Genomic DNA, 23081 nt, shown 5'->3' on the forward strand with positions numbered 1-23081 from the left:
GCCCCGTCTTCTCGTAGCGGGGACAGGATTTGAACCTGCGACCTCTGGGTTATGAGCCCAGCGAGCTACCGAGCTGCTCCACCCCGCGTCGGTAGTGCCACTCTACACGCCGGTCAAGGCGAGGCGATCGCATTTTCTCGGCCCACCGGCCCTCGGCGGCTTCCTACCGCCTGGAGCAGGCGGAGACCTCCACGCCGATGAAGCTCCCTCAGCACACGGCCGCCCTCGAACGAAAGCGGCCGCGACGCAAACGTCGAGCACGTCCATGGTGACCTGGGCGAATCCCAGGAGGCCGTCAGATCTCGCACAGCGCTCATCACAACACCTGACGCGACATCGGTTGCGACGGCGCACCGTTCAGCGGTCCACGGCGGGCAGGTGAGCCAGGCCGGTTTCGGTCATGATGCGGTCGACGGTCTCGTACAGGGCGCTGTCGGCGCCGATGACGGACTCGATGCCGCCGGGCAGCAGATCGCGTGCCCTATACCAGTCACGCAGCTGCGTCTCGCTGACATCGTCGGCAATCGGCTTGGTGACATGCCGGGCGAGGGTTTCACCGAACGGCACGTCCAGGTAGTAGCTGTGGGTCGGACCACGGTGGTCGGCGCGCAGCCGGGTGAGCATGTCGCCGTAGTGGTCGGCGTAGAGGATGCCTTCGACGACGACGTGGTAGCCGGCGTCCAGGGCGTACCGGGCGGTCAAGTCGATCAGGCCGATGTTCGCGGCGCCGGGCCGGTCGCGCTCTCGGAGCACGATGCGGCGGAGGTTGTCCTGGCCGACCAGGGCCAGGCCGCGGCCGAACCGCTCGCGCAGGCCGACCGCGGTGGACGACTTCCCCGAGGCGCTGTTGCCGCGCAGAACGATCAGCCGGGTTTCTTCGGTTCCCACCATCACGGCGATCACACTACCGACGGTCGCCGCCAGCACCCGGGGCGATCGGGAAGGCGCGTGGAAGCCGCGGTACTGCCGTTTCTGGCGCCCCGCTGATCGTCAGGGGTCACGTACGCCCTTTCCCTGCTGGTGCGATCGGGCGGTTCGTCGGCTGATCTCGGCGGCGTAGGCGGCCCGGTCTCCGGCGCGGCCCGCTGCCATTCGACGGTGATGTCGATGCCGAGGGCGCGGGCGAGAACCGCTGCGGGTAGCTCGTCGGCAAGTTAGAAGAGGGCGGTCGAGTGGGTCGCGAGCCGGGTGCCGAGTCTGCGGAGCCGTTCGCCCATGTCCCAGGCGTTGATCGGGCGGCCGGGCTGGTTTCCGGGGGCGACTGCCCTCGGCGCTTCCGGTTCGCGGACGGCGTACGTTGGACGTACCGAGGGCTTCACGCATTCCGACGTCACGCCGGGTCGTCCTCGGCGACAGACGAATCCGGGCCGCCCCAGCAGTCGGCTCGAGACGGGTCGGCCTCATGTCCGCCGCGGTCGAAGCGACTCCGCGCAAGCCCCGCAACTCTGCGCCGGCACCACTTACCCGAAACGGCGCGGGCCCCTGCCGAGGGGAGGCGTGATGGCCCTTTCCCGGCTGGACATCCACCGGCGGAACCGCGGAGAGCGGACGCTCGTCACGCTTGCCGGTGACATCGGACCGGCCACGACGCCACTGCTGCGGGTCGCGTTGGAGCAGTGTCTGCTCGACGGCGTCACCGTCATCGACATCGACCTGACCACGGTCGGCTCCTGCGACGCCAGAGGCCTGGACGTCATCCTGTCGGCGTCACGGCGCGCCGGCCGAGTACACGCCTCCCTGCTGCTGCACCACCCATGCGCGCAGATCAGCCGACTCCTCGCTGTCACCGGATCTGCTGCGCTGCTTCTCGCGACCCCCGTGAGTCCCGTACCGCCCGCCCTGCTCGGCGACCTCACGACTACCGGGACGCGAGCGCCCGAGGACCCCGATCGTCGATCGGACCAGCCGCTCGTCAAGGACGGCATCCGTCTTCGCCGGCTGACCCGCTGGCAGGCCGAGGACATGCGCGAGGACATGGCGGACCTGGCCGCGGAATCGGTCGCGGGTACCCCCGGCAAGGCGTACCACCGCCGTGGAGACTTCCTGTGCCGCCTGGTGGCCTGTGCCCGCCGCCCCGGATTCGCCCTGCTGGTCGCCGAGACGACGGAGCTGGTCGGTTGCGCCTTCGGTTTTCCGGTGGGTCCTGGCAGTTCCGGGCGCCGGGGGTTCGGCGGAACGCTCCAGGAGAGCATCCAACGACTCACCTCACGCGCACGGTTCGTGGTCCTCACCCAGGTCGTGGCTCATCCGCACGCTCAGCACCGCGACATCGCCCACCGCTTGCAGCAGCGTCTGCTCACGGACCTGCACTCCTCCCTCGGGGTCGCCCTTCTCCATCCTGCCGACCGGGCGGGACAAGCCGCCTTCTCGTCCTGGGGCTGGGAGAACATGGGAGTGGTCGTCGGGCTGCCCGGTCCTGTCACCCCCTGCATGTTGATCCTGCATACGGAACCGCTGTCCCCGGCAGGCCGGTGATCAGGCAGAGGGCCGGAAAGCCGATGTCCGTCCCGGCCGGTATGTTCGCTGCGTCCGACGTCGTCCGCCGTACGGGGTCAGCAGCGGGCCCTGGGTGTACTCCGCGCCGTCCCCCACAGCCGGAAGCAGCCCGGCCCCTTCGGACGCACGACGACGGCGGCGCCGTTCCCCGCGAGTGGCGGATGGGGCAGCCGGACGCCGCTCGGGACGGATCGCGTGACGAAGGCCCCTCCATGCCCGCCGAGGTACGCCCCCGGTGACGCCCGCACCTGTCTGATGCCCTTGCACCGGCTGTTCCTCACACCGGATGCCAGACACGGCCCGCTGGACGGAACGTCGCGGTCCGCGGACCTGGCGGCCGAGGCGCCGACGGGGGGCGACGGGGGGCGACGACAGGCGGCATATCGCAGGGATCACAGACCGCCGGCCCTCGCCGGCGCCACGCTGTGAATCTCAGTGGTCCTGCCAGTGCAGGAAGACCCAGCCGGCTACGGCCGTGCTCACCAGAGCGAAGCCACCGAGGAGCACACTCAGGAACAACCGAAAGGCGCGCCATCGTCGCCGGTGCGGGAGTACCCAGAGCACGATCAGGGCCGCGTCAGCCACGGCGAGCACTACCGTCTGCAGGTTCAGTGTCCGGTCGGCCTGCGCCATACCGGACCAGATGCCCAGTACGGGTGCCGAAATGACGGATGCGATCAGCGGGGCTTTCCACCAGTGCTGGTCGACCCGGTGGGCGACGACTGCGACGTCAGGTACAGAGACAGACCTCTTCATACCCTCAGCGTGAGGCCTGACCTCGGAGGCCGTATCCGCATGCGTACTCAGGGCGTACTCAACCGTGGCACGAGAACCCGAGGCCCTCGGCTCCCACGGTGCCGGAGAAGTAGGCATGGGGCGGCGAAGGGAGGTCATCGTCCGGCAGTGGCAGATCTTGAGACGGAAGTCCGCGGGCATCAGCCACCGGAGCCAGCAGGTAGTCAGCTCGGGCTCGGTGCGAGCACGCCAGGGCTCGGCCGGCGGGTGCGTGAGGAACCGGCCGACCCGGTGGATCCGCTGCCGCCCGAACCGTGGCTCCGACACCAGCCCGGCCTCTCGGCAGCCCATCCGCACCGCACTGCGGGCGGCGGCCACCGCCGTCCGTCGGCGGTGGAAGACCCCGCGTGAACGCCGCCTCGATGTGGCACGCCGCGCATGCCCGGCGTTGAGTGGAGATGTACGCGGGGTGCTCCGCGCGGCAGGACATCCCCGGCAGAGCAGGAGTCCGATCGACGCCAGGAGGCATCGTGCCTGCAGGACAGGACAACAGATACGAACGCCAGTACGAACAAATCAGAGAGAACGCCAAGGAACACGGTGTCTCCGACCGGCTCGCCGAGGAGGTCGCGGCGCGCGCGTCCCACCGCGGCGAGCACTCCCGCGGCAGATCGCAGGGACCGACGAAGGACCAGCTCTACCAGGAGGCCAGGAAACGGCACATCGACGGCCGCTCCACTATGACCAAGGACGAGCTGCGCGAGGCCCTCGGCCGCTGACCGCCCGCCCTTGCCCACGTGGCGGCACCCGCGAAGAACACCGTCGTGCCGCTCCACGCACGCCGGCCACGACCGCCGGGACCCCGGTCACCCACAGGTCACGGCGCTGCGGGCGGCGGTGCGCAGCACCGGCGGACGCACAGATACGAGAGCCCTGCAGGCTTGCGCTGCCGGTGCGCAACGTACGGCCAAGCAGCGTGAGGCCGCCCGCCTCAGCCGCGAACCCGGCATCTGCGAACCCGACGCTCTTCCCCGGCCCGCCGCCGGGGCAGGGGCGGCCTCCCCAGCGCATGGGCGGAACCGCACCCCGCATCTATGTCATATTTTGCGACGAGCCGATGACCCTCCGCCCAACCGGTGCACACCGGCGGCTTCGCCACGGGCGGTCCGTCGAGAGCACGGCCCGGCACGACGCCCCCGCTGTTCTACGATGCGGTTGAGTAGGGCCTCGGCGAAGGTACCGGAGGGCAGATGGCTGATCGGATCCGGAATCCCGAAACGGAGACGGCCCCGGGCGACGCTCGGCAGAGCGCGTTGCGGCTCACCGCGCTGTCGGCTGCCTCCGATACGGACATGGACCGGTTCGCCCGTCTGGTGACACGCCTGCTCGACGTCCCTGCCGCCTTCGTGTCGCTCGCCGAGCAGGACCGGTTGATCCTGCCCGGCGTGATGGGACTGCCCGATCCCTGGCCGGGTCGGCGCGCGTTGCCGCTGTCACCCTCGACGCGCCAGGAGTCGGCGGTCCCCGAACAGCCGTTGATCGTGACCGATACCCGCGCCGACGACCGTACGCGCACCGACCCGGCGATCACGGCCCTCGGAGTGATCGCATACGCCGCAGTGCCGCTGACCGACGGCGACGGGCTCGTCCTGGGTTCCCTGTGCGCCGTCGACCACAAACCCCGCGCCTGGACCGTCGAGGAGCTGGCCGACCTCGAGGATCTTGCAGCAGCCTGCTCGGCCGAACTGCGCCAGCGCATCCTGTCGGCGCAGCGCCGAACCGAACAGAAGGTACTGGAGGCCGCGTGGGCCGCCGCCGAGCGGGCCCGGCGCGACGCCGAGCGCCTGGAACAGGAGGCCCAGGCCGGCCTCGACCACGCCGAACTGCTGCTGAGAGCCTCCGAGGAACTGGCCCAGACCTCCGGCCTGGAGGACGTACGACGCCGGCTGCGGAACCTGTTCGGCGGCGTCGGCAAGCCCTCCTACGTCGGCCTGCTGGTCGTCGACGAGGACGAACTGCGCCGGGTTCCCGACCCTGACCTCGTTCACGCGCTGGAGCACGAGCTTGACGTCCAGCCCTTGAATGCGGCGTTCCCGAGCACCCGGGCCATGAGAGAACGACGGACGGTCGTCGTACCCGACCGCGAGGCACTCGTGGCCGACTACGGCCCCGAAGCGGTCCGATACTTCGACCGCATGGGCTTCGCCACGGTGCTGTGCCTGCCCCTCTGGGGCAGCCGCATACTTCTGGGCGTCCTCACGATCTGCTGGGCCAAGCGGCACGAGGTGGGCGTCACCGAGCGCGCCACGCTCACCGCCGCGTCCGGCTACATCGCCCAGGCAGTGGAGCGCGCCCTGTACCTGGACGAGCGGATCTCCCTCGCCCGGGAACTCCAGGCCGCCATGCTCACCGATCTTCCCAGCACCGGCCCTGTGGAGATCAGCGCCCTCTACCAGGCGGCCGCCGACGGCCAGATGATCGGCGGAGACTGGTACGACGCCTATTACCTTCCGCCCGCCTCGTCCGGCGAGCCCGCACCACTTATGGTCACGGTGGGTGACATCACCGGTCACAACATGCATGCCGCCACCGTCATGGGGCAGGTACGCAGCATGCTGAGGCAGGCCACCGTCGACCACGCCCCCTACAGCCCCGCCACTGCTCTGACCGCACTCGAAGCGGCCTGCTCGGCGCTGCCCATCGAGGCCGGCGGCACACTGGTCCACGGCCGCCTCGACCTCACCGACGGCGGCCCGGACTGGACTCTGACCTGGTCCAACGCCGGCCACCCGCCGCCGCTGCTGCGCACTCCCGACGGCCAGGTGACCGTCCTGGAGGAGCACGACATCTTTCTCCACGAGGCCCTCGAACCATCCCACCGCGCCGAGCACCGGTGTGCCCTGCCCTCGGGCTCGACGCTGTTGCTGTACACCGACGGGCTCATCGAGCGCCGGGGGCAGGACATCGACGCCGCCATCGAACGACTCGTTGCACTGCTCGTCCGCCACGGCGACCGTTCACCGGCCGAACTGCTCCACCGGATCGGCAGGACCATGGCGGACCCTGTTCCCGAGGACGACGTGGTGGTACTGGCCCTGCGCGTTCCCTGACCGGGCGCCCGCGATGCCTGCGCCCCCCACGACGTGACCGGCGTCGCCGCACACCGGAAGAACACCCTCAACCACGCCGGCAACCCCGATTCCGACGCTCTTGCCCACGGAACCGATTCACCCGGGCCCCGTGTCCTCCTTCGCAGAAGGTGGTCCCACGCCGCGGAGCCGACTGTGAAGGGGATGCCATGGGACAGGTACGCGAGGGGGCACGGTTAGGGGCTTGGGCCGTCGGCGGGGTCATCGGCCTGGCGGTGCTGTACGTGATCGCGGCTTTCGCCTTCGGCGGCGCGGGGTGGATCACCGCCCCGTTCCGCGGTGAGGCGGACCAGCGCGCGAACACCGTCGGATCAGGCGAGTTCCGTCAGACCACGTACGAGCAGTTCTTCGATCTGTGCGAGGCCGTACAGAACGCCGAAGGGACGATCCAGGCGCTCCAGGAGGAGCGGAAGACCGCTTCGGAGACCCGCACGGAGCAGATCGACCAGTCGATCACCGCGCTGAAGGCCACGCGGATCGAGTCGGTCAACGACTACAACTCGAAGGCCGCCCAGGAACATCGCGCGCCCTTCCGTGACAAGGATCTGCCGTACCGACTCGATGCCGCAGCCAAGCGCACGACGTGCACCGACTGATCCGCGTCTCCCTCGGGAAGAAGGCAGCATCGCATGAAGAAGTTCGCACGCATGGCCCTGGCCACCGTCGTCGCGCTCGTTGTGGGCCTTGCCCTGACGTCCTGCACGAGCGACTCCAGCCAGGACAAGGAGAACAGGGCCAAGCAGGAGAACTACGACAATCTCGTGGCCCAGCAGCCGGCGGGCCGCATGGAGTATTCGCCGACCCGTGAAGCGATCAACCAATGGATCAAGACGTGGGGCAAGCGGGGCAAACTCTCGTACGTCTACATCCAGAACGCCAACGGCGAGTACGGGTACTTCATCATGAAGGGCCTGCCGGTGCCACGCTGCAAGATGCTCACTCCGACCGAGAGGGTGGAGACGTGCTCCGAAGGAGTCGCGGTCCTCGCGCAGCCCGGTATGGACGGCACCTACACGACGGGTTCCACCTGCAACGCCTACTACGGTTTCGACGCCGCGACGGGCGCGTACATGGAGTTCACGATCGGCACGAACCAGTCGTTCTTCCTGTTCGACAAGCCCATGACGATGCCCGAGTACGCCAGTGCCAAGCAATTGGGCCCTACCTCGGTGAAGGACGTCGAGCAGTAACCCTGAACGCCCGGCGACCGGTTGAAAGAGATCCGCAGCACTGCCGGCCGACGCACTCAACCGCGACCAGGATCTCCACCACAGAAGCTGAACTGAACCGGAATTCGGGTTCCGGCAATCGCCTTCCACGGCGGGCTGCCTGAGCCCGGAGACGGGCGGTGCGGGTGGCCGAATGCCGGTCGCCGTGGACGGGCGAAGTCCGCCGACCGGGCTCACACGGGCACCGGCAATCCCTGATGAGCGCTCAAATCCCTTTTGCCGCAAGCACATTGACCATCCCCAGCCACGGTGATTCACTTCGTGGCTGAGAGCGCTCTCAGAGACCGGGGGCCGGTTGACGGTCCCGTCCATTCACCCTATGCAGGGAGAGCCGTGTCCATGATTCCCTCTCGTCGTGGTGTGCTGCGCGGGGCGGCCGCCGCGTCGGTGCCGCTCATCAGCGGTATCAGCTCGGGACAGGCGTTCGCGTCGGCCGCCGACTCGCACCGGCCCGGCCACAGCTCCACCGGGCTCGGCCCGAACGTCCTGGTCTTCGATCCGTCCATGAGCGACGCGTCGATTCAGGCCAAGGTCGACGCCGTGTTCGCCGTCCAGGAGTCCAACCAGTTCGGCGACGAACGCTTCGCCCTGGCCTTCCTGCCGGGCACCTACACCGTCGACATCAACGTCGGCTTCTACACCCACGTCCTGGGCCTCGGCGCGAGCCCCTCCGACGTGGTGATCAACGGCCATGTCACCGTCGACGCCCAGTGGTTCGAGGGCAACGGCACCCAGAACTTCTGGCGGGCCGCAGAGAACCTGACCATCGTGCCGCCGGACGGACTGGAGCGCTGGGCGGTCGCCCAGGCCGCGCCGATGCGCCGCGTGCACATCAAGGGCGACATGACCCTGTGGCCGAGCCCGCCCGGCAACCGGTGGTCCAGCGGCGGCTTCCTCGCCGACAGCGTGGTGGACGGCCAGGTCGAGTCCGGCTCCCAGCAGCAGTGGCTCTCGCGCAACGACACCTTCGGCAACTGGAACGGCGCCAACTGGAACATGGTGTTCGTCGGCACCCAGGGTGCTCCCGCGCAGTCCTTCCCGTCCCCGCCGCACACCACCGTCGACCGCACCCCCGTGATCCGGGAGAAGCCGTTCCTCACCGTGGACCGCCACGGCTCCTACCAGGTGTTCGTACCCGCACTGCGCACCGACAGCAGCGGCACGACCTGGGCGAAGGGCCCGGCCAAGGGACACAACATCCCGCTGTCGCACTTCCATGTGGCCAAGCCCGGCGACTCCGCCGCACAGATCAACCGGGCCCTGTCGGCCGGCAAGCACCTCCTGTTCACCCCGGGCATCTACGACATCTCAGCCCCGCTGCACGTGAACCGCCCCGGCACCGTGGTCCTCGGCCTCGGCCTGACCACCCTGCGCTCCACCCACGGCAACACCGTGATCGAGGTCGCCGACGTCCCCGGCGTCACCCTCGCCGGCCTGCTCTTCGAAGCAGCCTCCCACCACACCCCGGTCATGCTGCGCGTCGGCCACGGCTGCAGCCGGCGTAGGCACAGCACCGACCCGACCGTGCTGTTCGACATCGTCGCCCGGATCGGCGGCGCGCTGCCCGGCGGTGCCGCCATCAGCGTCCAGATCGACAGCAACGACGTCGTCCTCGACCACCTCTGGCTCTGGCGCGCCGACCACGGCCTCGACAACACCGTGGGCTGGACGGTCAACCCCGCCGACACCGGCATCGTGGTCAACGGCGACCACGTCACCGCGTACGGGCTGTTCGTCGAGCACTACCAGAAGTACGAGGTGCTCTGGCAGGGCGAGCACGGCCGCACCTACTTCTTCCAGAACGAGCACCCCTACGACGTACCCACGCAGACCGCCTGGCGCCACGGCTCCACCCTCGGCTACGCCGCCTACAAGGTCGGCGACCGCGTGCGCGACCACCACGCCTGGGGCCTGGGCAGCTACTGCTTCTTCAACCTCAACGCGGACATCTACACCGACTGCGCGTACGAGGTCCCCGACACCCCCGGCGTCGTCTTCACCGACCTCATGACGGTCTGCCTCAACGGAGCCGGCGGCGGTGGCATCCTGCACGCCGTCGACAAGGCCGGCGATCCGGTCCAGAACGGCTTCGCCACGTACTACATGAAGTCCTACTCGAACGGCGTCACCGGCGTCTGACGTCCGTGCACGCGATTGCGGCCGGCCCCGGTCCGGCGACTCGTCGGCCATGACCGGGTGAGTGATGAGAGTCGGCGTGGGTGGCGCAGCGGCCGTAGGAGACCGCCACGCCACCCAGACCGCTTCTCGCCCAGGACCTGCGTCGAAGCCCATGAAGGCTGACAGCCCGCGCCCCTCGACGCGATCCCGCAGGCTCCCCCGCAGGTCGGCGGGAACCTGGCCCGGACCGGATGCGGTCTCGATGCCGTCTGCTCCCGGATTGTGGGGGCCGCCGACGGGAGGCAGGGTGGTCTCGAGACCGTCCGGGCGAGGCAGAAGGTACACGCCCTGTCACGGATGCGGGCTGTGGCCTGCCCTCGAGCTTACGGAGGCGTGATACATGTCAGCGAAGAACCCAGAGCACGAAAGCACCCACGAGATCTCCCTGCCGCCCGAAGTGAAGCTGCTTCAGGAAGTCAGTCCGCCCTTCTTCCCCGAAGGCGGTTCGGCCATGACCATCCTCGTGGACTGGCCTCCTGGTCACCCCGGTCTCCCTCCGCATCGCCATTCGGGCCCGGCATTCGGTTACGTGATGGAGGGCGCTGTCCGGTTCGAGCTCGAGGGTGAGCCGGAGCGTGTGGTGGAGGCCGGTGGGACGTTCTGGGAGCCGGGCGGTGACGTGATCCACTACCAGGACGGCAACGCCCTGTCGGACGCACCCACCAAGTTCGTGGTGACCATGGTCTGCGCGCCGGGTCAGCCGATGCTCAGACTCGTCAGCGAGGAGGAGCTGAAGGAACGGGCGCACCGGCGCGCCCCGCGTCCCTCCGAAGGCTGACCCTCGCCGGCTTCGCTGCGTCTGGCACAGAGGCCCGTCTGGCACAGAGCCCGGCGGGCGTCGGGCAGGCAGCCGACAGTACGCCGCCGGCCCGGAACCCCCGCTCATCCGTCATCCGGCCAGGGTGGACGGGCCCCGAACGGTCCACGCGGGCCTGAAGACCACCCGGTGCCGCATCGAGCAAGGTCGCGTCCATGAGTGTGAGACGGCCTGCCTCTCGTCAGAGCGGCCGGCTGTCGAAGGGGTCGCCGGAGCCGGGCTCGAACGTCGTGCCGAGGTCGTACTGCGCGATCCCGAACGGCTGGAAATCGGCGCCGGCAAGGACGTCGAACGTGAGGCCCTCGTCGCGCCCCAGGAAGTAGACGGGACCGGTCTTCCTTGCGGTGTTCCACCCCCACACCCACGACCGGACATCGAGTATCCCGACGGTTGGATGCCGGCCCCGTGCCGTTGTGAGAGGTGTCCGGGTCTCAGGCCGTCGGCGCGAGGGCGGGGAGGTAGGGGGTGATGTTGCGCCAGGCACGCTCGATGTACTCGTCCTTCTCGCCGACCGGGGCGACATAGTGCAATGCGCCCTCGGCCGCGTCCTTGCCCTTCAGCCGGGTGATGATCCAGGCGGCGAGGTACTGCGAAGCCAGGCAGCCGCCGGCGGTGGCGATGTCGTCCTTCGCGTAGAAGGGCTGGTTGAGCACCTCGATGCCGGCCGCGATCACCCAGGGCCTGGTGGTCAGGTCGGTGCAGGCGGGGGTGTCGTTGAGCAGCCCGAGCCTGGCCAGTACGAGCGCGCCGGAGCACTGCGCCGCGATGAGCTGGCGCGAGGGGTCCAGGCCCCGCAGGACACTCATGATGGCCGGATCTTCGACGACCTCACGGGTGGCGATGCCGCTGCCGATGATGACGGCGTCAGCCGTGCACGCCTCCTCCAGCGTGGACATCTGCTCGATGACCACCCCGTTCATGGACGTCACCTTGGGGCCGGGGGTGGCGATGGTGACGCGCCAGTCGTCGCCCTTGATGCGGTTGAGCACTCCGAGCGCGATCAGGGAGTCGAGCTCGTTGTACCCCTCGAACGTGAGGATGGCGACGTGCATGGCGGCTGTCCTTCCAGGTGAGCGCGGAATGCCCGAGACGGTACGGACCCGCGAACAGGACAGTCAAAGAATTGTCATGGATACAATTCGGCCCATGGCGGCTCCGCGCTACAAAGCTCTGGTCGACGCACTCGCCTCCGACATCCGCAACGGGCGACTCGCGGCGGGCGCCAGGTTGCCGACCCACCGCGCGCTGGCCGCCCGCGAGGGCGTCGCGGTGGTCACCGCGACGCGGGTGTACGCCGAACTGGAGGCCATGGGCCTGGTCAGTCGCGAGCAGGGCCGGGGCACTTTCGTGCGTGATCTCGCGGTTCCCCCCGACCAGGGCATCGACCAGCAGGCCGTCGCCACGGACGCGGTCGACCTCGCCTTCAACTATCCGTCGGTGCCCGGCCAGAGCGGCCTGCTGCGCCAGGCCCTGCGGGAGGTGGCCGTCTCCGGTGACCTCGATTCGCTGCTGCGCTATCAGCCTCACCCGGGCCGGCTCCAGGACCGGGCCTCGATCGGACGGCACCTGGAGCGCCGGGGGATCACCGCTGACGCGGACCGGATCCTGGTCGTCAACGGTGCGCAGCACGGCCTGGCCGTCACGACCATGGCCATGCTCAACGCCGGCGACGTCATCGCGGTCGACGCACTCACCTATCCCGGCTTCAAGGTGCTCGCGCACACCTTGCACCTCGACCTGGAGCCCGTCCCCACCACCGCCGACGGGCCGGACCTCGACGCCCTGGAGAAGCTGTGCGCCACCCGACCGGTACGCGCGGTGTACACCATGCCGACCCTGCACAACCCCTTGGGCTGGGTCATGCCGGAGGCAGACCGCCTCCGCCTGATCAGGATCGCCCGACGGCACGGCGTACTCGTCATCGAAGACGCCTCGTACGCCTTCCTGGTCGAGAACCCCCCACCGCCGCTGGTGACTGCCGCACCGGACATCACCGTCCACATCTCGGGACTGTCCAAGAGCGTCGCCACGGGCCTGCGGGTCGGCTTCGTCCTCGCCCCGCCGACCGCGGTGCCGCTGCTCGAACGCGGGATCCGCGCGACCACCTGGAACACCCCGGCCCTGACCACGGCAATCGCCTGCCGCTGGCTCGATGACGGCACGGTGGACCAGTTGGAGGCGCAGAAGCGAGAGGACGCCAAGGCCCGCCAGGCCCTCGCCGTACAAGAACTGGCAGGGCTGCCGCTGGTCGGCCATCCCTCGTCCTACTTCACCTGGGTGCCGCTGCCCGACGACGCACGCGCCGACCGCCTGACCGCAACCCTCGCGCGCCACCGCATCTCGGTCACCACGGCGGAACCCTTCACCACCTCGGCTCGCACACCGCAGGCGATTCGCCTCGCCCTGGGCTCGGTCGACCTGCACAGCCTCCGCTCGACGCTGCGCACGGTACGGCGCCTTGCCCTCGAAGACGCGTTCACCTAGACCTTCGGGTCCGCCTTCCAGTCCCGGGCGAGGAGCCCGAGCAGCACCTCGTCCAGGTACTCGCCCATCACCCAGGCCGAGGAGCGCAGCACGCCCTCGCGGACGAAGCCGTTGCGCTCGGCGGAGCGCAGCATCGCGGCGTTGTCCGACAGCGTCTCGATCTGCAGCCGGTGCAGGCCGCGCACCGCGAAACCGTAGTGACACAGCGTCGCGACCACGTCGGTGCCATAGCCCTTGCCGCGACAGGAAGGCAGCAGCCCCAGCCCGATGTGCGCGCATCGGTTGTGGTTGTCGATGCCCCACAGCGTCGCCGTGCCGACCAGCGTGCCCTCCGCCAGTTCCACCACGGAGAACCGGACGCTTCCCTCATCCGTGTCGTCCACCCCGAGCCGCGAATCCTTCGAGCCGGGCGCGATCGGCCGCCACGGGCCGGCCTCGGCACGCGAGGAGTTGACCACGTCGTCATAGAGCTCGGTCCGCAGGACGGGGATGTCGTCCTCGTGCCGGGCCCGCAGCCCGATCTTGTTGCCTCGAAGCATGTGAGCTTCCTATCCGACCGGGCCGGCCGGCGGCAAACCGATAAGGCACATCAGCGGCCGGCCAAGGAGACACCTGGGCTGCAGCGACGGCCTCTGCCATGAGCAGGCGGCACCCGGGCATCCGGCGCCCCCATCGCGGCGGCGTCCCGCTCGCGGTGTGCGAACGGGACGTGGTTGTCGCGTGTGTGTGGTCCGTACCGGGACCCCGGCCCGATTCCGGTGGGCCGAGGATCCACAGTCTGCGCTCAGCCGCCGTCGGCTAGTAGTCCCCGCCCCCGAAGCCTCCGTCACCGAAGCCTCCGTCACCGAAGCCTCCGTCACCGAAGCCCCCATCCCCGAAGCCTCCGTCACCGAAGCCTCCGTCACCGAAGCCTCCGAAGTCCCCGCGGCCTCCGTAGTGGCCTCTGACCACCCGGAAGCTGCCCACGACGCCGTGGTGGATGTCGATGCCGTCGGTACGGCCGGTGCGCACGCCGGAGCTGGAGCTCCAGGGGCCGACGATGGCGACAGGAGCGCCGTTGTCGCAGACCGCCCCCCGGAAGACCTCGACGGTCCGACGGGATTCGTTGTCGACGTTCAGGCTCCATGCGCCCAGGCCGCTGGCCACGGTGATGCAGTCACCGGGGTAAGCGGAGTACGACCGCTCGTTGACGAAGATGCGGCCCTCCCCCCGGAACCCGTAGCCCCGGCCGCCGCCTCCGTCGCCGCCTCGGCCGCCTCCACCGCCCCGGCCGCCGCCACCGCCCTCGTTGCCCTTGCCGACGACGTTCCCGTTGTTGCCGTTGATGCCGTTCTGCCCGTTGCCGTTCTGCCCGTTGCCGCCGTCGGGCAGGTCGGGAGCGGACGGAGCCGCCTGGAGAACCTGGGGAGCCGGAGCCGCGTGGGGAGCCGGAGCCGCGTGGGAGTCCGGGGCCGGCTGGGGAGCCGGGGCTGCGTGGGGGGCCGGGGCGGAGGCGGCCGAGGCGTAGGTGATGCCGGTCGCGGCCAGTGCCGCGGCGGCCGTAACGGCGGCAGTGACCGTCTTGGAACGAAGCTTCATCTCGCTATCTCCTGTTTCAGGGGTGCCGACCCGTCAGCCGACTCGCGACTGAACTTACCCATAGGCGACATATTGGTCATATTGAAAGATCAGCAGGAGGGGGCCGATCGGGGTATTTGCGGCTTTTTCCGAAGCCGACACGCGGTCAGATCACCGTCGCAAGCAGCGCATTGATCTACGGTTAGTCCCTTCGGTGGATCTTTGAGCGCTCACGGCCACTCGATACCGGCGTGTCGCTACGGATGCGTCGAGGCGAGTCGTGCTAGGCGACGACTCACGGCACCGAAAACCGCTGGTCCGGCAGGTCAGCAGGTCAGCAGGAGACCGCGCGGCAGCCGTGAGGACGCCCCGCGGGGCGCACCTGCGCGCAGAGCCGAGCACGCAGCACAGGGGCACAGGGGCATGCGAGCCCACACTCAGGTGCCGTCCGCCCAGTCCCCCGCGCGCAGTCGTGCGGCACCACCGGCAGCACATCAGAAGATGCCTCACGGGAGACCGCCGCCTTCGAACACACCCCGGACGCCGATCCACACGGAACGCAGGCCGTGGCGAGGCAGGGGATGGCACGATGCATGCCGGAGGTGCGCGGATGAGCGTGACGTGGGCGGCGACGGCGCCGGAATCGGGACGGTTCTGCGCAGTTGAGAGATGTTCGGACGTCAGGGAGCTGACGCATCGCTTCCACGAACTGCGCTCCCGCGGCCAGGGATATCTCGAAGTCGGGCTGCCAGGCAGCGAGTTCCCCCGGCTGACGCTGGGCTTTCAAGGCGATCAAGCAGTCCTGCATCTGTTCGATGACGCTGAAGGGGTGTACCTGCTCGTCTGTGACGGCATCACCTCGCCGGATGCCGTGGTCGACGTCCCGATCATGGACGACCTGGCTTGATTCAGTGACGACTTCGTCGTGACGGTCGATCATGCATGGGCCGCCGTAAACACCTTCATCCAGACGCGGGCGACCGGCGGACTGGGCGAGTGGCACGCGTTGTGACCACGTCGATGATGGGCGGCGGCCGTCGGGATACTGGGCCGGTGAGCAACGCCATGGCTGAGTACGAAGCGGATACGGAACGGTTGACGCGACGGGTCTACCTCGGCCTGCGTGAGGACGATCTGGACCCGCAGGACGTGGTCGCCCTCGCCTGCGGACTGCTCGACCGGTTCCACTGCACCGACGCCGTCCTGGAGGTCGTCGAGCGCGATCCGGACGAGGTGCCGCAGGCAGAGATGACGGCCCTGGCCCGGCGCATCCTGGACGACGTGGGATTCGAGCCGGGCTTCGACCTCGCCCCCCGAGCGTTTGGAGACGTTGCGCGACGCGCTGCGGATCGTTGCCCGCGATCTGCCCACGCGGGGGATCGAGGGCGAACCGCAGATCGAGGTCCTGGACGACTGGTTCCCGGCGGGAGCCGGTGTCCGCCTGGCCGACGGTGGAAGGCTCAACTGGGGCGGCCCCGTCCTGCCGAGCATGTGCGACGACCCGGCCACGGCACTGACCAGTCTGACGATCATGATCCAGGAGAGTCTGCACGAATGGACCTGGCAGGTATGGCCGGTGTGCCCCCGGCACGACCTCGGCGTCCACGGCTCGAAGCGAGAGCAAAAGGTTGTCTGGTGGTGCGCGGGCGAGGGCGGACACCTGCTGGCACCGGTCGGTGAACTCGCGCGCGCTCTCGGCCGCCGTCGCCCCGAGCAGGCCGTCGGCGGAGTGGACCACCGGAGTCTGCCCGCGTCGGCCCCGGGTGCGGGCATGCGGTGGGGTCATCGCAGCTGACCTGCAACCGGCGGCCGATCAGTGGCTGTCAGCCAACGCCGTGTCCCACCCAGCGCGGTCCGGCAGCCGGGAGGGTTTGGCCGGAAGTCGGCCGTGACGGACAGCCTCTTGTGCCGCGGACGGCACGAGTGTGGCGTTCGCGGCAACCCGGATAGAACACTCGCCGCTCAGGTCCACCCCCATCGTGACTCCGTCCCTTACACTTTCGCCGTCACATAGCGTGAGGAATGATGTGAGAAGCGTGACTGAAGTGCTGCGTAATCCGCGGCGCCCCCTAGTGCTCGGCTCGGTGCTGACCATCGCGCTCGTCGCACAGTCAGCTCTTCTTATCGCCCAGCAAATGCAGATCGACGACCTGAGGATGCAGCCTGCCAACGTCCAGGAGAGCATCGCGCCTGGCCCTTCAGGCCCGTCCGGCCCGCCCGGTCCCACTGGTCCTGCCGGCCCCATCGGCCCGGCAGGGACCGACGGGAAGGACGGGAAGGACGGGACGGACGGCACGAACGGGAGGGACGGGAAAGACGGCGAGAACGGGAAAGACGCTGTCGTTCCGCCCACTCCGAGCTAGCCCCTCAGCCGCGCCGGCCGGCTTCCGCTGCCTGCACTGGGGAGTGATCCGCCTTTACACAGGCCCGGACGGGCACTGTCGGAGTTGCGGCCGCGCCTGGACGAGGCCGAGTGCCGCAGCATTCCGGACCGCATCGGTGGCACGGGGCGCGATCGCCAACCGGAGCTCGTTACTCCTTTTCATCACATGACGTGAGGAATGTAGTGAGAAGTATGAAAGAGGCATGGCGTAGCCTGCGACGCCGCCATGTACTCGGCGCAGCGCTGGCCGTCACGCTCGTCGCGCAGGAAGCCGCGCTCGTCGCCCACCAGCAGCAACTCGACCAACTCCAGGCACGACGCATCGCCCTCCAGGCGCACAGCGTCCGCCAGGGCCTGCCCGGCCCGCCCGGCCCCTCCGGCCCCTCCGGCCCGGCCGGCCCGACCGGCCCCACGGGTCTCCCGGGGCACAAGGGGCTGAACGGCCATCACGGCCGTCACGGCCACCCCGGAAGGAAAGGGAGGCATGGCAGGAACGGGGTAGTCATCTACATCAAATGACGTCGGCCCGGTGTTCGAGTGCCGACTGGCGAAACAGGGCACATCGAAAACCAGGCTGACGCTCATGTCGCCCCTCACCCGTTCGCGGGACCGAGGAACACCGGAAGACGGCAGGGGCGGAAATACGAGAGCACGAGCCGTCGGACGGAGGTCTCCAGGCAGGCCGGCCGGCGCAGGAAGGGGCGGCCCGAAAGGCGCTGGATGCCGTATGTCTGGTGTCCGGCTCGTGGGGTGCACACAGAATGCGACTGTCGCAGTATGGTCCGTACTGGGACCCCGGCCCGATTCCGGTGGGCCGGGGGTCCACAGCATGCGTTCAGCAGCCGTCGGCTAGTAGCCTCCGCGACCGCCGCCGTCGTAGTGGTCCCGGACCACCCGGAAGCTGGCCACGACGCCGTGCTTGATCTTGACGGCACGAGTGCGGCCCGGGTGCACGCCGTCGGCGGAGCTGCGCGGGCCGACGGTGGCGATGGGCGCGCCGTTGTCGCAGACCGCGCCGCGGAAGATCTCGACGGTCCGCTTCGTGTCGTTGCGGACGTTCAGACTCCACGCGCCCAGGCCGCTGACGACGGTGATGCAGTCGCCCGGGTGGGCGGAGTAGGACCGCTCGTTGATCTCGACGCGGCCTTCGTAGTAACCCCTGTGCCCACCTCCACCCCTGCCCTCGTTGCCCTTGCCCTCGTTGCCCTTGCCGTTGTCGTCGCCGTTGTCGTCGCCGTTGTCGTCGCCGTTGTCCCCGTTGCCGCCGTCGGGCAGGGCGGCAACGGCCCCGGCGGCCTGGGGAGCCGGGGCAGCGTGGGGGGCCTGAGGAGCAGCGGCCGGGGCGGAGGAGGCCGATGCGTAGGTGATACCCGTCGCGGCCAGAGCCGCGGCGGCCGAGACAGCGGCGGTAACCGCCGTGGAACGAAGCTTCATGACGCAATCTCCTGTTTCAGGAATGCCGGCCCGTCAGCCGGCTCGCAAATGAAACTTACCCATAGCTGTCATATCGGTCATATTGAAAGACCGGCAAATGGCGCCAATCGGGGTATTTCTTTCGCATCATTCCAAGCTGACGTATAGTCATGTCGCCGCTGTCCAAAGCAGATTGACCCGCGGTTAGCCCCTTTGGTGGATCTCCTCACGCTCATTCACCATTCGCGGCCAGCGTGTCGCTATGGATTTGGCCGGGCGAGTCGTGGTAGCAGGAGACGGGTCGAGCCGAAGATCCGCTGGTCCGACAGTTCGGCAGGAGGCCGCCGAGCAGCCGGGGGCAGGCCCAGGCCAGGCACGCCCGCGCGGAAAGCCTGTGCCTGGCGGCATCCTCAGTCGGCTCGCCCAGCAAGCTCGCCCTTGGGGCACACGATGGCAGCGAGGACGGGGCCACAACCGGCATCGGCAGCCGCGCCCTCTGTCCCCCGGCCCTAAAGGATGCAGCGAACGGGCGGGCTCACCAGCCGGCCCGAAGCCGATGAGTCCCGGCCCGTACGCAGGACGGACACCTGTCGCGAAGGATCCGCAGGCTTCCGGGTCAGCGTCGCCCGCGCGCGAGCAGGGCCGCATGCGGCAGGGTCAGCAGACCGTCATCGTCGGCGAACTCCGCGCTGAACAGATCGAAGTGGCGCTTGATCTCGGCGCGGACGGGAGGTCTCTGGCTCTGCACCAGCTGCCCGCCGAACGCCACTCCCCCCGCGGGACCGCCCCACCACTCGTCGGCGCTCGCGCGGTGGTCCCAGCGCAAGGTCTCGCACGTCGCCTCGCGCAGCCCCGCCACGTCCATCAGCCCTCGTAGACCGCTCTCGTCGCGGGGGAAATCGTCCTCGGCAGCCAGCCCTGCGGGCAGGTGCGGTGGCCGCACCGCACCCCCGGCCTGGATCGCGCGGCCGATCAACGCCTGTCCCGGCGCCGGTGGCGTCGCCCATATCGTCACCGCGATCCAGCCGCCGGGCCTGACGACACGGCGCAGTTCAGCCAGCGCCACTTGCGGACGGCCGACATGGTTGATTACGAAATTGGCTACGACGGCGTCGAATTCCGCGTCGGCGAAGGGAAGGCCGGGCAGCGTTGCCACCCGCACGTCAGCCGCAGGTGCGGCCTTTTCAGCCAGCTCGACCATGGTCGGCTCCGCGTCCACGGCCGTCACCGTCGCGCCCCGGGCACATGCGGCAGCGGCCACCGTCCCCGGCCCGGTCCCCACATCCAGCAGCCGAACGTCCGGCCCGACCCCGGCCGCATCGAGCAGCGACGGCACCGGATAGGCGCACAGCTTGGCGAAGCTCGCGGCATAGGCGGCCGCCCGGCCCGCCCAGATCAGCCGCTCACTCTCGTCGAACGTCGTCACCGTCACCGGCGCCTCCCCGAACTCGCCCAACACTGATGGTTCGTCACGACCCTAACCCACCGTCTGATCAGCGCGGACGGCCCACCCACAGGCACGCGACACGATCGATCCCCGTCGTGGAGCGTCACCGAATTCCCCACCGCCGACGGCCACTTCACCGCCGCCCTTCCCGCCGACGACGAACGTCCCCACGACGAAGGGACGACAGCCCGCGCGGACGCCCAAGTCCCGTACCCGACCGGCCGGATGGAGGACACAGCAGCCGGCAGCGCCGTCTGTCTGCCGGCCGACTCCTCCCCGCCACGGGCGTCTACGCCGTCATGTGTCCGCTCCGACCACGGGGTACGGAGTACTGAGCACTGATATACGGAGTGGCAGTACCGCTCTACCGCTCGGTGGTGGAGTCCTCGCCGTCGATCTCGTAGATCCGCTCCTCAAGACGTTCACCGGCCCAGTCCAGTCCGGCGCCCAGGTCGAACCAGTGCCGGTCCCTCCGGAGGCCGGGCGGGGCGAGGTTCACCGCCGCCCAGGAGAACACCCCCAGAAGGATGGAACGCCCGTGTTGCGCTGCACGCACGGACAGCGCGAACGGCGCGGCGAGTGCCGCGCGGGTGACCAACATGATCTGGTCGTCGTCCTCGGAATGCCGACGCATGCCCGTGAGGAACCGGGGCGTTTCAAGGATCTTGACCCATTCGACCACCGCGTCTGCCACCTGGGCACGCAAGGACTCCTCGATGCCCATGCGGACGGCGGCCGCGGGATCGTCGCCGAGCCAGCCGAGCCAGTGATCAGGATCGGTGAGCTTGCTGAAGTCGTCCTGCGGCACCCCGTGATGGGGGTTCTCCTCGTACTCGCCCGTCAGTTTCCCGTTGCTGTCCACAAGCCACGCGCCGCGGATCGCCTCGGGAGGCACATAGCCGTTCGGGTCGTCGAGATACCTCGCGTCGATCTCGGCGACGCTGCCACCGGGATTCTCAGCAGCCGCAGCCAACAGCGCGGGCTCCTTCGGTATGCCCCTGCGCCGAGCTCCCAGGCCAAAACGCCCCATGTCCCAACCCCCGTTGCCACTGATGCAGTTGACCGCGATTGTGCCCCACAGGTCAGGACCCTACGAGAAGGGGGTGGGCCGTCATCACGCCTGCTCGAAGGCCAAATCGCTGGCCAGTACCGCGGCGCCGGTCACGCCGGCGCGTGGCCCCAGTTCGGACAGCACGACGGGCAGGTTCCTGGTCGCGAGCGGCAGCGACCGGTGGTACACGACGCTGCGGATCTCGGCGAGCAGGATGTGACCGAGCTGGGCCAGGCCGCCGCCGATCACGATCATCGAGGGGTTGGCGAAGCTGACCAGGCCGGCGAGTACGCCGCCGACGTGGCGCCCGCCGTCGCGGATGAGCCGGATGCACGTAGCGTCCCCCTCCGACGCGCCCTCGGCCACGTCCTTCGCGGTGACCGTGCCGGAGGCGGCCAGCCGCTCGGCCAGTGCCGGGGACCGGTGCAAAGAAGCGGCCTCGGTCGCCTCCCGGGCCAGGGCGGCGCCGCTGAACAGCGCCTCCAGGCAGCCGACGTTGCCACAGGAGCAGACCGGTCCCTGTGCGTCGACCTGGATGTGCCCGATGTCGCCGGCGCAGCCGTCGGTCCCCCGGTTGACGTTCCCCTCCTGGTAGATGCCGCACCCGACCCCGGTCCCGATCTTGACGAACAGGAAGTCGTCGACCGAGTGCGCCGCGCCGCCCTGCCGCTCGCCCACCGCCATGATGTTCGCGTCGTTGTCGACGACGGCCGGACAGCCGTGCTCACGGGTGAGGTACTCGCGCACAGGGAAGCGGTCCCAGCCCGGCATGATCGGCGGCGACACCGGTACGCCGTCACGGAAGCTCACGGGACCGGGCACCCCGATGCCGACCGCGGTGAGTCGCTCGTAGGCCCCCTCGGCGCGGGCCTTGGCGAGCAACTCGTCGACCCGGCGGAGGATCGCCTTCGGCCCGGAGCGCAGGTCGGCGGACTCCTGGTACACGGCGACCGGCTCCAGCCGGCCATTGGTCACCTCGACGTCGATCGAGGTGACGCCCAGATCGATGGCGGCGAAGCGCAGATCGGGGTTCAGCTCGACGAGCGTGGAGCGGCGGCCGCCCCGGGACGTGGCCGCCCCGGCCTCGACGGCGTAGCCCGCCGCGATCAGACGCTCCAGTTCGGCGAGCAGCCGCCGCCGCGACACCTCGAGCCGGTCGCCCAGCTCGGCACGTGACAACGCGCCCTCGTCGCGCAGCAGCCGCAGCAGCTCGAAATGCAGCGGTTGTGGGCTTCGCACGAAGGGTCCCCTCTGACGCGTTCTCGGCGCATGCTGCGCCATACCTTTCACGATAATGAGTTTCGTCAGGAGCGGTCTATACTTTTCGGCCGCACCACGGGCGCCGGATTCCCCTTTGGCTGGGTATATGTCCTGGTGGCGGAGTGGTTGAAGGTGCTCGGGAGCGGGTGCTGGACAGGCAGGGCCGCAAGCGGCGGTGCGTCTTCCAGGCCGTCTTCCAGGACGTCTTCCAGACCGTCGTCCGGCGTGTTCGAAAGTACTTGGTGAAGATGGCCTAGAGCTCATTCTGTGATCCAGAATGATGGAATGGTCACGCTTGGAACTCCCCGTCTGATCCTGCGCCGATGGCGCGAGGAAGACGTTGCGCCCATGGCTGCCGTCAATGCCGACCCCGAGGTCATGCGGTGGATCCGTGACGGCAGAGTCCGCGACGAACAGCAGACTCGCGGTGGGATCCAGGCATGGGAGAGGGAGTGGGAGGCACAGGGCTTCGGGCTGTTCGCCGTGGAGATCCGTGCCACCGGCGAGCTGGCCGGGTTCACCGGCCTTTCGGTGCCCCACTACTTGCCGGAGGTACTGCCGGCGGTCGAGGTCGGCTGGCGGCTGGGGCGTTCCCACTGGGGGCAGGGCTTGGCCACCGAGGCCGCGGCGGCCGCCGTACGGTTCGGGTTCGAGGAGCGAGGGCTGGAGCGGATCGTCAGCATCGCTCAAGTGGGCAACGACGCCTCCGAACGGATCATGACCAAGCTGGGCATGCATCCGGTCCGTGAGACCGTCAATCCCAGCGGCGGCCGGCGGGTCCGGGTGTTCGAGTTGTCGTCGGACCAGTACGTCACCACCGCTCGTTGACGGCGGGCATGTCGCCCACGTCGCGGGGGGGCCCGGGGGGGGGGGCGCCCCGCC

Annotated in this window: 23 protein-coding genes and 1 tRNA gene; 11 read left to right on the forward strand and 13 right to left on the reverse strand. The window is 69.2% G+C overall.

The window, feature by feature from the left end; genetic code table 11:
• Positions 1 to 14: 14 nt before the first annotated feature.
• Both ABT085_RS23095 and ABT085_RS23100 read right to left on the reverse strand, forming a co-directional pair.
• Positions 15 to 88 (reverse strand) — tRNA-Met (locus ABT085_RS23095).
• 269 nt (positions 89 to 357) lie between these two features.
• The gene (locus ABT085_RS23100) at positions 358 to 891 is read right to left on the reverse strand and encodes a P-loop NTPase family protein (protein WP_351611026.1); all 534 of its coding nucleotides are present in this window, start codon (positions 889 to 891) and stop codon (positions 358 to 360) included.
• A 609-nt stretch (positions 892 to 1500) separates the two neighbouring features.
• On the opposite strand from ABT085_RS23100, the gene ABT085_RS23105 reads away from it, so the two are divergent.
• Positions 1501 to 2475, forward strand: a complete 975-nt coding sequence (locus ABT085_RS23105) for an STAS domain-containing protein (RefSeq protein WP_351610967.1) — start codon at positions 1501 to 1503, stop codon at positions 2473 to 2475.
• 453 nt (positions 2476 to 2928) lie between these two features.
• On the opposite strand, the gene ABT085_RS23110 is transcribed toward ABT085_RS23105, so the two are convergent.
• A complete protein-coding gene (locus ABT085_RS23110) occupies positions 2929 to 3252 on the reverse strand; it encodes a hypothetical protein (protein WP_351610970.1) in 324 nt (107 codons plus the stop codon).
• A 509-nt stretch (positions 3253 to 3761) separates the two neighbouring features.
• On the opposite strand from ABT085_RS23110, the gene ABT085_RS23115 reads away from it, so the two are divergent.
• From ABT085_RS23115 to ABT085_RS23140, 6 genes are all read left to right on the forward strand, one after another.
• Positions 3762 to 4010 (forward strand): plasmid stabilization protein, encoded by a 249-nt coding sequence (locus tag ABT085_RS23115; protein ID WP_351610973.1) that lies wholly within the window; start codon positions 3762 to 3764, stop codon positions 4008 to 4010.
• Positions 4011 to 4481: 471 nt separating this feature from the next.
• Entirely contained in the window at positions 4482 to 6341 is a 1860-nt protein-coding gene (locus ABT085_RS23120) for a SpoIIE family protein phosphatase (protein ID WP_351610976.1), read from the forward strand.
• Positions 6342 to 6529: 188 nt separating this feature from the next.
• Positions 6530 to 6976 (forward strand): hypothetical protein, encoded by a 447-nt coding sequence (locus ABT085_RS23125; RefSeq protein WP_351610979.1) that lies wholly within the window; start codon positions 6530 to 6532, stop codon positions 6974 to 6976.
• Positions 6977 to 7009: 33 nt separating this feature from the next.
• The gene (locus ABT085_RS23130; RefSeq protein ID WP_351610982.1) at positions 7010 to 7570 is read left to right on the forward strand and encodes a hypothetical protein; all 561 of its coding nucleotides are present in this window, start codon (positions 7010 to 7012) and stop codon (positions 7568 to 7570) included.
• A gap of 378 nt (positions 7571 to 7948) precedes the next feature.
• On the forward strand, positions 7949 to 9748 hold the full coding sequence (locus ABT085_RS23135; RefSeq protein WP_351610985.1) for a pectate lyase-like domain-containing protein: 1800 nt from the start codon (positions 7949 to 7951) through the stop codon (positions 9746 to 9748).
• Between the two features lie 379 nt (positions 9749 to 10127).
• Positions 10128 to 10565 carry a cupin domain-containing protein gene (locus tag ABT085_RS23140; protein ID WP_351610988.1) on the forward strand — a complete coding sequence of 146 codons (438 nt, stop codon included), beginning with the start codon at positions 10128 to 10130 and terminating at the stop codon, positions 10563 to 10565.
• 220 nt (positions 10566 to 10785) lie between these two features.
• Here ABT085_RS23140 and ABT085_RS23145 read toward each other — a convergent pair whose 3' ends face one another.
• Both ABT085_RS23145 and ABT085_RS23150 read right to left on the reverse strand, forming a co-directional pair.
• Positions 10786 to 10965, reverse strand: coding sequence for a hypothetical protein (locus tag ABT085_RS23145; protein ID WP_351610990.1), 180 nt, complete (start codon positions 10963 to 10965; stop codon positions 10786 to 10788).
• A gap of 70 nt (positions 10966 to 11035) precedes the next feature.
• Positions 11036 to 11656, reverse strand: a complete 621-nt coding sequence (locus tag ABT085_RS23150; protein WP_351610993.1) for a DJ-1/PfpI family protein — start codon at positions 11654 to 11656, stop codon at positions 11036 to 11038.
• Positions 11657 to 11750: 94 nt separating this feature from the next.
• Between ABT085_RS23150 and ABT085_RS23155 the strand changes: the two genes are divergently transcribed.
• Positions 11751 to 13088 (forward strand): aminotransferase-like domain-containing protein, encoded by a 1338-nt coding sequence (locus ABT085_RS23155; RefSeq protein WP_351610996.1) that lies wholly within the window; start codon positions 11751 to 11753, stop codon positions 13086 to 13088.
• On the opposite strand, the gene ABT085_RS23160 is transcribed toward ABT085_RS23155, so the two are convergent.
• Both ABT085_RS23160 and ABT085_RS23165 read right to left on the reverse strand, forming a co-directional pair.
• Positions 13085 to 13627: a GNAT family N-acetyltransferase gene (locus ABT085_RS23160; protein WP_351610998.1), complete on the reverse strand. Its 543-nt coding sequence runs from the start codon at positions 13625 to 13627 to the stop codon at positions 13085 to 13087. The genes ABT085_RS23155 and ABT085_RS23160 overlap by 4 nt on opposite strands.
• A 259-nt stretch (positions 13628 to 13886) precedes the next feature.
• Entirely contained in the window at positions 13887 to 14666 is a 780-nt protein-coding gene (locus ABT085_RS23165) for a hypothetical protein (protein ID WP_351611001.1), read from the reverse strand.
• Between the two features lie 589 nt (positions 14667 to 15255).
• Between ABT085_RS23165 and ABT085_RS23170 the strand changes: the two genes are divergently transcribed.
• Entirely contained in the window at positions 15256 to 15552 is a 297-nt protein-coding gene (locus ABT085_RS23170) for a hypothetical protein (protein WP_351611004.1), read from the forward strand.
• 29 nt (positions 15553 to 15581) lie between these two features.
• Here ABT085_RS23170 and ABT085_RS23175 read toward each other — a convergent pair whose 3' ends face one another.
• Entirely contained in the window at positions 15582 to 16016 is a 435-nt protein-coding gene (locus ABT085_RS23175) for a hypothetical protein (protein ID WP_351611007.1), read from the reverse strand.
• Here ABT085_RS23175 and ABT085_RS23180 point away from each other — a divergent pair.
• On the forward strand, positions 15976 to 16440 hold the full coding sequence (locus tag ABT085_RS23180; RefSeq protein ID WP_351611010.1) for a hypothetical protein: 465 nt from the start codon (positions 15976 to 15978) through the stop codon (positions 16438 to 16440). The genes ABT085_RS23175 and ABT085_RS23180 overlap by 41 nt on opposite strands.
• Before the next feature lie 750 nt (positions 16441 to 17190).
• Here the strand turns inward: ABT085_RS23180 and ABT085_RS23185 are convergent.
• The 5 genes from ABT085_RS23185 to ABT085_RS23205 all read right to left on the reverse strand — a co-directional run bounded on the left by ABT085_RS23185 (position 17191) and on the right by ABT085_RS23205 (position 22178).
• Positions 17191 to 17613, reverse strand: a complete 423-nt coding sequence (locus tag ABT085_RS23185) for a hypothetical protein (RefSeq protein WP_351611013.1) — start codon at positions 17611 to 17613, stop codon at positions 17191 to 17193.
• Positions 17614 to 17877: 264 nt separating this feature from the next.
• Positions 17878 to 18462 carry a hypothetical protein gene (locus ABT085_RS23190; protein ID WP_351611016.1) on the reverse strand — a complete coding sequence of 195 codons (585 nt, stop codon included), beginning with the start codon at positions 18460 to 18462 and terminating at the stop codon, positions 17878 to 17880.
• 595 nt (positions 18463 to 19057) lie between these two features.
• Positions 19058 to 19867, reverse strand: a complete 810-nt coding sequence (locus ABT085_RS23195; RefSeq protein ID WP_351611029.1) for a class I SAM-dependent methyltransferase — start codon at positions 19865 to 19867, stop codon at positions 19058 to 19060.
• A gap of 385 nt (positions 19868 to 20252) precedes the next feature.
• Positions 20253 to 20918, reverse strand: coding sequence for a hypothetical protein (locus tag ABT085_RS23200; RefSeq protein WP_351611019.1), 666 nt, complete (start codon positions 20916 to 20918; stop codon positions 20253 to 20255).
• A gap of 84 nt (positions 20919 to 21002) precedes the next feature.
• Positions 21003 to 22178: an ROK family protein gene (locus ABT085_RS23205; protein WP_351611022.1), complete on the reverse strand. Its 1176-nt coding sequence runs from the start codon at positions 22176 to 22178 to the stop codon at positions 21003 to 21005.
• A 306-nt stretch (positions 22179 to 22484) separates the two neighbouring features.
• Here ABT085_RS23205 and ABT085_RS23210 point away from each other — a divergent pair, with 306 nt between their 5' ends.
• A complete protein-coding gene (locus ABT085_RS23210; protein ID WP_351611024.1) occupies positions 22485 to 23027 on the forward strand; it encodes a GNAT family N-acetyltransferase in 543 nt (180 codons plus the stop codon).
• Positions 23028 to 23081 lie beyond the last annotated feature (54 nt).

Origin of the sequence: Streptomyces sp. NPDC002265, assembly GCF_040296125.1 — a bacterium.
In the GTDB taxonomy this organism is placed as follows: domain Bacteria; phylum Actinomycetota; class Actinomycetes; order Streptomycetales; family Streptomycetaceae; genus Streptomyces.